This is a genomic window from Streptomyces sp. NPDC030893, from assembly GCF_055571535.1.
The window spans coordinates 148,036-157,607 of sequence record NZ_JBVIFC010000017.1; the positions used below are offsets into that span (position 1 = coordinate 148,036).

Here is a 9,572-nt window from a genome sequence, read left to right on the forward strand (position 1 = left end):
TCCAGGGCGTTCGAATGTCGATCAGCTCGGCCCAGGTCTTGATCGATGTTTCAAGCGCCTGATCGACAAGTTGTTCTCAACCCGAGCGCAGTCGGGCGCGCAGGACTGCCGCACCGTCTCCCTCGAGGTCCTCGCAGGCTGCCGCGCGGCCTGCCATCGCCATCACCAGTGAGAGGGTCGGCCCCCGGAGCAGATCCCCCGATCCGGTGACGAACGGCCCGTCCGTGGCCTCGACCCGCAAGCCCGCGATCGCGGTGCTGCTCGCGACGGTGAAGTCGCGGCCGGCGAAGAACCGGGCCACGGCGGTCGTCGTGGCCACCGGTGGTGTGCGCACGAGCCCCAACGGCCGGCGGATGTCCTCGCCGTGGACGACTATTTCGCCCAGCCAGGCCGCAGTATGTCCGGTCGGCCCGGCGGGCCCGGCGACGGCGCCGTGAAAGCGCCGCAAGGTCTCCTCGGGTGTAGCGCCACGGTGTTCTGCGAGTCGTCGGTCGTTGTGCAGACCGGGGTCGAACCGCGCGGCCAGCATGCTCAGCAGCCAGCGCCACATCGTCGTGCCGGCGCCTGCCGTCAGGTGGGCCACGACCTCCTCCACGGTCCAGCGTTCACACAGCGATGCCTTCGCCCACTGGTCCTCGCTGAGTTCGGCGAGGTCCTGAGCGAGCGCCGACCGCTCGACGTGGATCGCCCGTTCCAGGGCTTTCCGAGTTTCCGAAGCGTGCGGTCCAGCCATGGGGCGGCCTCCAGAGATCGGGTGTCCTCCCACAGACTCCCGTCGCCGCCCGAACTCATCGACCGCACCTGAACGCAGCGCACCTGTTTCGGCCTTCGGATTCCGGAGTGTTCGAACGCTACGGGCTTCATCGAACCCTCCGATGGAGCTACGATACCAGCATGCAGGTATGTTTCTCTGTGAGGTGACGGTCGCACCCGCGCGGGTGGCCGGTTCCGTCCCGCAGTCACGGATGGAGGCTGATGCGGTGCCACGCATCGACGAGTTGAAGCCGACGCACGCCACGGCCTTACCCCTTCGTGCCGGCCGCGGCGGGGTGCAGATCGTCAGGGGGCACGACGAGCCGATCGCCGGGACCGTGCGGACCCACCAGTTCGGCGGGGTGCGGGTGGCACTGGTCAAGGGCGACGGACCCGCCGAACTGATCCGGCCCGCCCGGCAGATCGACACCCGTACGCCCGGCTGCCTGCGCGTCGTACGGCCGCTGACCGGCACGGTCTGGGTGTTCCAGGACGGCCGGCACGGGATCGTACGCGCCCCGAACCTCGTCTGCTTCGACAGCACCCGCCCCTACAAGGTGGTCATGCCGGAGAACTTCCGCCTGGTCGACATCGTGGTGACGCACCGTCTGGTCGGCCTGACCGCCCACGACGCCGAACCCCTGACGGCCCGGCCGTGGTCCGGCGCCGAGGGGCTCGCCGCCCTGCTGTCCTCCCTGCTCGACGGGCTCGGCCGGCACGGCAGGGAGGTGGAGACCGCCGTCGACCTGCTCGGCGGCAGCGTCGTGGGGCTGACCGCGGCGCTCTTCGCGGAACGCATGCGCGAGCTCGCCGAGGACCCGCAGATCGCCCGGCAGACGCTGATGCTGAACATCCAGACCTACGTGCGCGAGCGGCTGGCCGACCCCGGGCTGAGCCCGGTGACGATCGCCCGCGAGCACAACATCTCCCTGCGCTACCTGCAGAAGATCTTCCAGGAGCACGGGATCAGCCCCGCCCGCTGGATACGCGACGAGCGGCTCTCCCGCTGCCGCAGCGAACTCGCCGACGCCTCCCTGGACCACCTGCCCGTCGCGCTCATCGGGGAGCGGGCCGGACTCTACGGGGCGTCCCACTTCAGCCGGCTCTTCCGCGACCGCTACGGCATCACTCCCCGCGACTACCGCAGGGAGCGGGAGGCCTCATGACCACGCCGGACCTTTCCCCGGGGGACCTCCCCCCGGCGGACCTCTCCCTGCTCGACGGCGGGCCCGCCCCGCGCCCGGAGTGCGCCACGCTCGGCACCGCGCTCGTACGGGCCTCGCTCACCCCCGCCCCCGCGGGCCTGTGTTTCGTCGACGCGGACGGCGGCGAGACCCACTGGAGCTACGCGCGTCTCCTCCGGGAAGCGGCCCGCACCCTCGGCGGGATGCGGGAGGCCGGAGTCCGTCCCGGCGAGCGGGTCGTGCTGCACATCGCCGACGAACCCGAACTGCTGACCGTGTTCTGGGCCTGCGTACTGGGCGGATTCGTCCCGCTGCTCGTCGGCACCGGCGGCCACCGCGACGCCGCACCCGGCCTGCTGCACGCCGTATGGGACCGCCACGGCCGCCCCCGTGTCGTCACCGGCCGGGACCAGCGGATCCTCGCCACCACCCGGGCACACCCCGCCTGGGGCAGGGCCTGGCTCGGCCACCCGCACCACCTGCGCGCCGCCGCCCCCGACCACCACCGGCACCCGGCCGGACCCGACGACCTCGCGGTCCTGCTGCTCACCTCGGGCTCCACCGGCGCGCCCAGGGCCGTGACGCTCACCCACCGCAACATCCTCAGCCGCAGCGCCGCCACCGCCCGCGCCAACGGACTCGGCCGCGCGACCCGCACCGTCAACTGGATGCCGCTGGACCACGCCGGCGGACTGCTGCTGTTCCACGTGCGGGACGTCTACCTCGGCGCCTACCAGGTGCACGCCCGGCGGGACTGGGTCCTCGCCGACCCGCTGCGCTGGCTCACCCTCGCCGACCGGCACCGGGCCTGCACCACCTGGGCGCCCAACTTCGCCTTCTCCCTCGTCAACGACCAGGCGCACCGGCTCACCGGCCGCACCTGGGACCTCAGCCGCCTGCGCTACCTCATGAACGGCGGTGAGGCCGTCCACGCCTCGGTGGTCCGGCGCTTCATGGAACTGCTCGCCCCCTTCCGCCTGCCCGCGGACGCGATGTTCCCCGGCTGGGGGATGTCCGAGACGGCCGCCGGCGTCGTCGACTGCCGCCTCTCCGACCTGAACGACATGAACGACCTGAACGACCTGAACGCCACCGACGTGCGCGACGACCGCGGCGTACCCGCCGTCGACCGCTACGTACCCGCCGGACGGCCCCACCCGGGCACGGCCGTACGCTGCGTCGACGACCACGACGAGCCGGTCCCCGCCGGAACGGTGGGCCACCTCCAGGTGAGCGGCCCCTCCGTCACCGCCGGCTATCTCGACGACCCCGAACACACCCGCCGCTCCTTCACCGCGGACGGCTGGTTCCGCACCGGTGACCTGGCGTTCGTCAGGGACGGCGTCCTCACCGTCACCGGCCGCGCCGGGGACCTGATCGAGCACGGCGGCGTGCGCTGTCACAGCCACGAGGTCGAGGCCGTGGTGGAGGAGCTGGACTTCGTCACCCCGTCCCACACCGTGGCCTGCCCCGTCACCGGCACCGCCGGCGACGAACTCGCCGTCTTCTACCACCCGCGCCCCGGCACCCCGCCGGACCGGGCCGCGGCCGCCGTCCGCGCCCACGTCACCGCCCGTCTCGGCCTGACCGTGACCCGCGTGGTGCCGGTGGACACCCAGGACATCCCCAGGACCGGCATCGGCAAGCTCCGCAGAGCCCGGCTACGGCAGTGGTACGAGGCAGGGGGCGGCCGCACCGACCGCACCGGCCGCACACACACGGACCAGGACCGCCGCCCCACCGCCGTCGTGAGCGAGGCGCCCGCACCGCGGGCAGGAAAGGAAGAGAACGTCATGACAGACACGGCACGCCCCGCCGCGGACGGCGGTGCGCTGAGGATCGGGGTGCTCGGCCCGCTGGACATCCGCTCCCAGGACGAGGGCCGGGACGAGGACCGCACACCCACCGCGCCGATGGCCCGGCGCGCCCTGGCGGTGCTGCTGCTCAACGCCAACCGCCTGGTCTCCACCTCGACCCTGATCGAGGAACTGTGGGAGACGGAACCGCCGCGCCTGGCCCGCAAGACCGTGCAGACGTACGTCTACCAGATGCGCAAGGCGCTGCGCTGCCCCGGGGATCCGGTCGAACGGGTGCGCACCGGGCCGGGCGGCTACCGGATCGACCTGCGGCCGGGGGAACTGGACCTGTGGGAGTTCGAGCACGGGGTCGCACGCGCCCGCACCGCGCTCGGTGAGGGCGATCCGCGCACCGCCGCGACCCTGCTGCGCCAGGCGCTCGCCCTGTGGCGCGGGGAGCCGTTCGCCGGGCTGGAGACGGGCCTGCTGCTCGGCGCGCAGATCGCCCAGATCGCCGACTCCCGGCTCGGCGCGCTGGAGCTGCGTATCACCGCCGACCTGCAACTCGGCCGCCACCGCGGGCTGGTGGGGGAACTGCGCCAGCTCACCGCGGACCACCCGCTCAACGAGGAGTTCGCCGCGCAGCTGATGCTCGCCGCGCACCGGTCGGGGCAGCGTGCCACCGCCCTGGAGGCCTTCGCGCGGCTGCGCCGCCGGCTCGTCGACGAACTGGGCATCGAACCGGGCGAACGGCTCCAGCGGCTCCAGCAGGACGTACTGAACGAGGCCCTCCCCGGACCGGATCCCCTGCCCCTCACGGCACCCCCACGGCCGGCGGCCCCCACCCCCGAGCCCCCCACACACCCCGCACGCCCCACACAGCCCACCCACGGCCGACTCCCCCTGGACACACCGGACTTCACCGGCCGCACCCGGGAACTGGCCGAGCTGGCCGAGTTGACCGCGCCGACCGTGCAGACGGGCGGGGACACGCGCCGGGACGGGACCCCGCCGGCACCGCACGGCGCGGGCCCGCGGGTCGTGGTGGTGCTGGGCCCGGTCGGGGTGGGCAAGACCGCGCTCGCCGTGCACGGGGCGCACCGGCTGGCCGGGGACTTCCCCGACGGGGTGCTGCACGCCCGGCTGCACGACGCCGACGACCGCCCGCGCACGGCAGCGTCCGTACTGCGCGGACTGCTACGGGACTGCGGCACGGGCGGCCCGGGGCCACTCCCCGACGACACCGACGAACTCGCCGGGATGTTCCGGGCGTTCAGCGCCGGACGGTCCCTGCTGGTACTCCTGGACGACGCCGCCGGCACCGACCAGGTCCTGCCGCTGCTCCCGGCCGACGGCGCGAGCCTCGCCCTGGTGACCTCCCGCGTCCGCCTGCCCGGCCTGCCCGGCGCCCGGTCACTGCAGCTCGGGCCGCTGTCGGCCCGGGACGCGGCCGCCTTCTTCGCGGGTGTCGCCGGTCCCGAGCGCATGGCCGGCGGGCCCGGCGCCCTGGACAAGGTGACGGAGCTGATGGGCCACTACCCCCTCACCCTGCGCGCCGTGGGCGAGAAGTTCGCGGCCCGCCCCATGTGGACGCTCCCCGACCTGGCCCTCGGTCTGGTCCACGACGGCCACCTGGCGGCGGAACTCCACGATGAGGCCTGCGACGTACTGGCCCGCGCCTCCGCCGCCGTCGCCCGGCTGCCCGCACCGCTGCGCCGGGCCCTCGCCCTCCTCGCATCGGCCGGAGCGGCCCCCTTCGACATGGAACGGGCCGGGCAGCTGCTGGCCGGCGACGCGTGGACCGTACAGTCCCTGATCGGCCGGCTCCTCGACCACCACGTGGTCGTCCAGGTGGACCACCCCACCCCCTCCGCCCTCACCCTCCGCGTACCGGACCTCGTCCGCCTGACCCTCCCCTCCCCCGACGACGCCGAACTCCACATCCTCCCGGGCACCGACCGCGAACTCGGCGGCCACACGATCTCGGGCGTCCTGACCGCCACCGGCTGACCACGGGGGCAGCCGCCCCACGACCCGCACACCCCGGCCGCCGTAGCCGTAGCCGTGGCCGACGCGCGATCCACCATCCGGTGGGCCCTTCGCCGTAGGGGCGAGGCACAATTCCCGGAGAACCGGGGCGAGGGGAGCTTGGTTGGACGTGTTTGCGTGTGCCGGGTGCGGCACGGAGCTGACGGCGCCGGTGTCCCGAGTGGCCCTCCCGGTCCATACCCATCACGGGGGATGGGAGGAACTTCATCCTCCGCTGATGAAGCCCGCGACGTACGCCGTCGATCCCCGACCCACGGGACCGCCGTGGCGGTTGTGGGAGGAGGTCGGAGAGGAGGCGGCTGCCCAGCAGGGCGTGTACGCGCCGGTGTTCTCCCTCTCCTTCGGCGCGCGGAACAGGATCGTCATCGCCCCCGGCGACTCCCGGTCCATGGTCCTGATACCCGAGAAGTGCGAGGGCTACTGCCGGGGTGTGGACGGCCGGGACGGCCCCAACCTGGCTTGCGAGGGGTGCGGGCGGGCCGTGGCGACCCGCATGGACGACTGCGGACTGTGGCAGACGGTATGGCTGGAGCCCGGCGCAGTCGTACGCCACCCCTCGGGGCTCCCCGCCAGTCCGCCTCCCGACTGGGACGAGCTGGAGCGCGCCGAGCACCGCGTCCCACCCGTCGAACCCGACGGGTCGTGGAGCCGTCGCTGGGAAGCGGCGGTCGGGGTCGCGCTGGCTCACCTCGTGGCGGCAACCGAGGCGCGCCCCGCGGTCCTTCCCGCCGGCCCCGTCACCGAGCTGCTCGGCCACGCCGTCGGCCGGTACCTTCCGGCCGGGCCCGATGCCCGTACCGTGGAGCTGGCCGGCCCGGGAATCCGCACGCCCCGGCCCCGCCCCGACGTCCTCCTGGTCCCCTGCCACCCCCTCACGGGCACTCCCTGGCGCCCGCCCGGCGACGACGCGGCCGTGGTGCCGCTGGACAGCGGGGTCTGGGCGTACCTCACCCACCCGGGCGAGACCTCACCGATACCCGCTACGGGTGTGCTTCCGGACGGCGTCCTGCGCGACGACTATCCCCTGCCGCCGCATCCCTGGCGCCCGCTGACACCCCACCACCGCGCTTTCGAGGACACCTTGGTCAGCCTGCCCGCAATACGCACCCCCCGGCTGCGCAGATACCACGACGCGTACCGATCATGAACGCCTGACCGAGCGTCTACGGCGCCGTGATCGTCCGGGCCCGCACCCTGCCACGGGCCGGGCTGGAGAAGTACCAGGAGGCGGCACGGTTCCTGACGGACGCCTGGCGATGCACACGGGTCTCCGTGCCGCCGGACGGCCCAGCAGGGCTGTGTCCCGGGGCTTGCGCTCCGACCCGTTGACCACGCCTGCGAAGAATCCGCCCCAGCGACCGCCCGCCCACTGATCTGACGCGCTGGGAGCTGGGCGTGGACAAGGACGCCGCCCGGGTGTGCGTGTCCCTGTCCGAGGTGACCGGCGTGACCGTGGCTGGCACCCCGAATGCGGGCAAGACCTCGCGGCCAACAAGTTCGTGTGCGACTTCGCGCCGCTCCTCCTCACGAGGCTCCACTTCCACCGAGCCGCTCCCCTCGTCGTCGCTCGTCCGGTGTGCCGCGCCGGGCCCATCGCTACCGTCCCCACCGGGGCACGGCGAGGCAGTCATGGTCGGTCGCCGGGGACGGGGAGACGGCACCAGGTGGTGGCCCCGTCGTTGCTGGTTCCCCAGGTGCCGCCGTGGGCGGCGGTGAGGCGGTCGACGAGGAAGAGGCCACGACCGCTCTCGGCGCCGACGTCGGCGTGGCGGACGACCGGCCGACCGGTCGTCTCGATGTGCACGGCCAGGCGCGCAGGAAGCCGTCGCGCATCGCCACGGTGAAGGTGACCTGCGCGCCGCTGCCGTGCTGGATGGCGTTGGTGACCAGTTCCGGTGCCTTCACGCAGGTAGGTCAGCGCGCGCGAGTAGTGGTGCATGCCGCCGAGGACGGCGTCCGAACCGCGCTGGGCCGCCCAGTCGAGCCGGGCGAGGGAGAGCTGGGCGAGGTCGGGGAATCCCAGCTTCACGGCGACGTCGTAGGCCGTGCGGTAGAGGCTCGCGAGGGTCAGCCAGCCTTCCCGGGTTCGGACGGTGTGGGCGGCGGTCGTGGCCTCCTCGATGAGGCCCGCAACGCGCGACGAGGCGCTCTTGATGTTCCCTGCCCGCACATCGGCGCAGAGCTGCTCGGCTTCGCGACGCAGTTCTTCCGGTCGGCGTGCGCGAACGTCGGGGTCCGCGCCCAGGTCGTAGACGTCGAGGGCTTCACGGATGGGCCGTATTAATACGTCGAGTTGGTCGACGCGCAGCTTGTCCGCGTAGGGCTGGCCCTGGATGGTCGCCACTTCCACGCGCAGCGCACGGGCTCACGCCCCCACGACGTGGGGCGAGGGGGAATGACGCCTTGCTCGACCTTCGTCAGGGTGCTGTACGGGATGTTCGCGAGCTCGCTGAGGGCCTTCTGCGTCAGGTGCCGTTCGCGGCGTAGACGCGCGATTCTGGTACCGGTGTGGTCCTGCGGCAGAGCATGCATACTGGCTCCTGTTCTGCTTCGACACCAGAACGCTACCCGCGGCCGGCTCCGCAGGTACACGAGTGACCCCACCGCTCACCGGGCGGGTGGGGTTTCGTCTTTCCTCAATCGCGTAGGGCCGGGCACAGGCGGTTCCCGCCGGGTTCTCGCCGTGGTCGACTCCGTCCAGCGGGTTGGGACGAGTCCGCCTGTACAGACCGCCCCTACAGCGGGTGACCGCCCTTCCACGGAAGACCCGGAATCCACCCGTCCAAACCTCAACCACCGAAAGTCAACCACAGCGATACGGGCAGCCGATCGGTCCGGCGCGCGTGTGCCTCCAGCAACCACGGCCGGGCACCAGCCACGCTTCTCGCTGCCGACCGTCCTGCGCCCCGGATCACGGTCCGGTCCGACTCACGCGGTGGAACCACCCCGAGGACCGGAGCGCAGCGAGGACCGCAGGGCCGCACGTACGGCGCCGCACGCGACCGCCGGACCTCCGCCCCTTCTTTAAAGATAGCGGCGAGCCTCTGACCTGCGACGATGCTGGAGTTATGTGCACCCAGGGTGCACAAAACGGGGGCCTGGAACCCTGCGAACTGTGCAGCTGCATGCACAAAGTGGTCGTGGCAAGGGCAGCGCGCCGATCCGTGCCCGCAACTGGAAATTGGATGACTCGTTAGGTATGTCGGCCACAAGGAGAGTTGAAGAAAGAGCAGGTCAGTGCCCCAACCGAGGCGTAGCGCCGTTGTTCCCGGACCACGGAAGACGGTTCGGCTGTCAGCTGTTCCTCATCCGTCGCGCAGTGTCCTGGAAGACCAGTCCCGCACCCTGCTCAAAGCACTGGAGAGGATCAGCCGGAACGGCGGCACGGTCGTTGCCGACCCGCCCCGGAAGAGATACGCCTTCCCCGGCGGCGAGCACCTCGCCCTTTCCACAGAGATCCACGAGAACCTCTGGCGGTTCAAGCTGAGCCCGATGGCCCGTGATCTCCTCGACCACATAGTGGCGACGCACGACGAGGACGGGCTGGTGCAGGCAACCCAGCAGAGCCTCGGTGCGTACTTCGGCTGCCATCACTCGAAGATTAATCGGGCCATGAAGATGCTCGACGAGCACAACTTCGCCTGGAAGCACAAGCGAGGCCAGTACCAGTTGAACCCGCACTACGCCTACCGGTGGGATGGCGTCCCGCTGTGTGGTGTAGGGGATCTCCGCGGTTGAGTGCGCGGGTTCTGCTCCCTGGGGTGCACCGTCTGCCGGTGTCTGCTCCCTG

General features: G+C 72.2%; 7 protein-coding genes. 4 read left to right on the forward strand and 3 right to left on the reverse strand.

All coding sequences use genetic code 11. From position 1 onward, the window contains the following. Positions 1-76 precede the first annotated feature (76 nt). Positions 77-733 (reverse strand): maleylpyruvate isomerase family mycothiol-dependent enzyme, encoded by a 657-nt coding sequence (locus ACZ434_RS27475; RefSeq protein WP_468460410.1) that lies wholly within the window; start codon positions 731-733, stop codon positions 77-79. A gap of 247 nt (positions 734-980) precedes the next feature. On the opposite strand from ACZ434_RS27475, the gene ACZ434_RS27480 reads away from it, so the two are divergent. The 3 genes from ACZ434_RS27480 to ACZ434_RS27490 all read left to right on the forward strand — a co-directional run bounded on the left by ACZ434_RS27480 (position 981) and on the right by ACZ434_RS27490 (position 6,929). Further along, a complete protein-coding gene (locus ACZ434_RS27480; RefSeq protein ID WP_468460412.1) occupies positions 981-1,919 on the forward strand; it encodes a helix-turn-helix domain-containing protein in 939 nt (312 codons plus the stop codon). Next, positions 1,916-5,743 carry an AMP-binding protein gene (locus ACZ434_RS27485; protein ID WP_468460414.1) on the forward strand — a complete coding sequence of 1,276 codons (3,828 nt, stop codon included), beginning with the start codon at positions 1,916-1,918 and terminating at the stop codon, positions 5,741-5,743. The genes ACZ434_RS27480 and ACZ434_RS27485 overlap by 4 nt, the downstream gene beginning before the upstream one ends. A gap of 142 nt (positions 5,744-5,885) precedes the next feature. Beyond that, positions 5,886-6,929: a hypothetical protein gene (locus tag ACZ434_RS27490; RefSeq protein ID WP_468460416.1), complete on the forward strand. Its 1,044-nt coding sequence runs from the start codon at positions 5,886-5,888 to the stop codon at positions 6,927-6,929. A gap of 480 nt (positions 6,930-7,409) precedes the next feature. Here ACZ434_RS27490 and ACZ434_RS27495 read toward each other — a convergent pair whose 3' ends face one another. Beyond that, entirely contained in the window at positions 7,410-8,126 is a 717-nt protein-coding gene (locus ACZ434_RS27495; RefSeq protein ID WP_468460418.1) for a hypothetical protein, read from the reverse strand. Then, entirely contained in the window at positions 8,063-8,314 is a 252-nt protein-coding gene (locus ACZ434_RS27500) for a helix-turn-helix domain-containing protein (RefSeq protein ID WP_468460420.1), read from the reverse strand. The genes ACZ434_RS27495 and ACZ434_RS27500 overlap by 64 nt, the downstream gene beginning before the upstream one ends. A 705-nt stretch (positions 8,315-9,019) precedes the next feature. On the opposite strand from ACZ434_RS27500, the gene ACZ434_RS27505 reads away from it, so the two are divergent. Next, the gene (locus tag ACZ434_RS27505; RefSeq protein ID WP_468460422.1) at positions 9,020-9,520 is read left to right on the forward strand and encodes a hypothetical protein; all 501 of its coding nucleotides are present in this window, start codon (positions 9,020-9,022) and stop codon (positions 9,518-9,520) included. Positions 9,521-9,572: the final 52 nt, after the last annotated feature.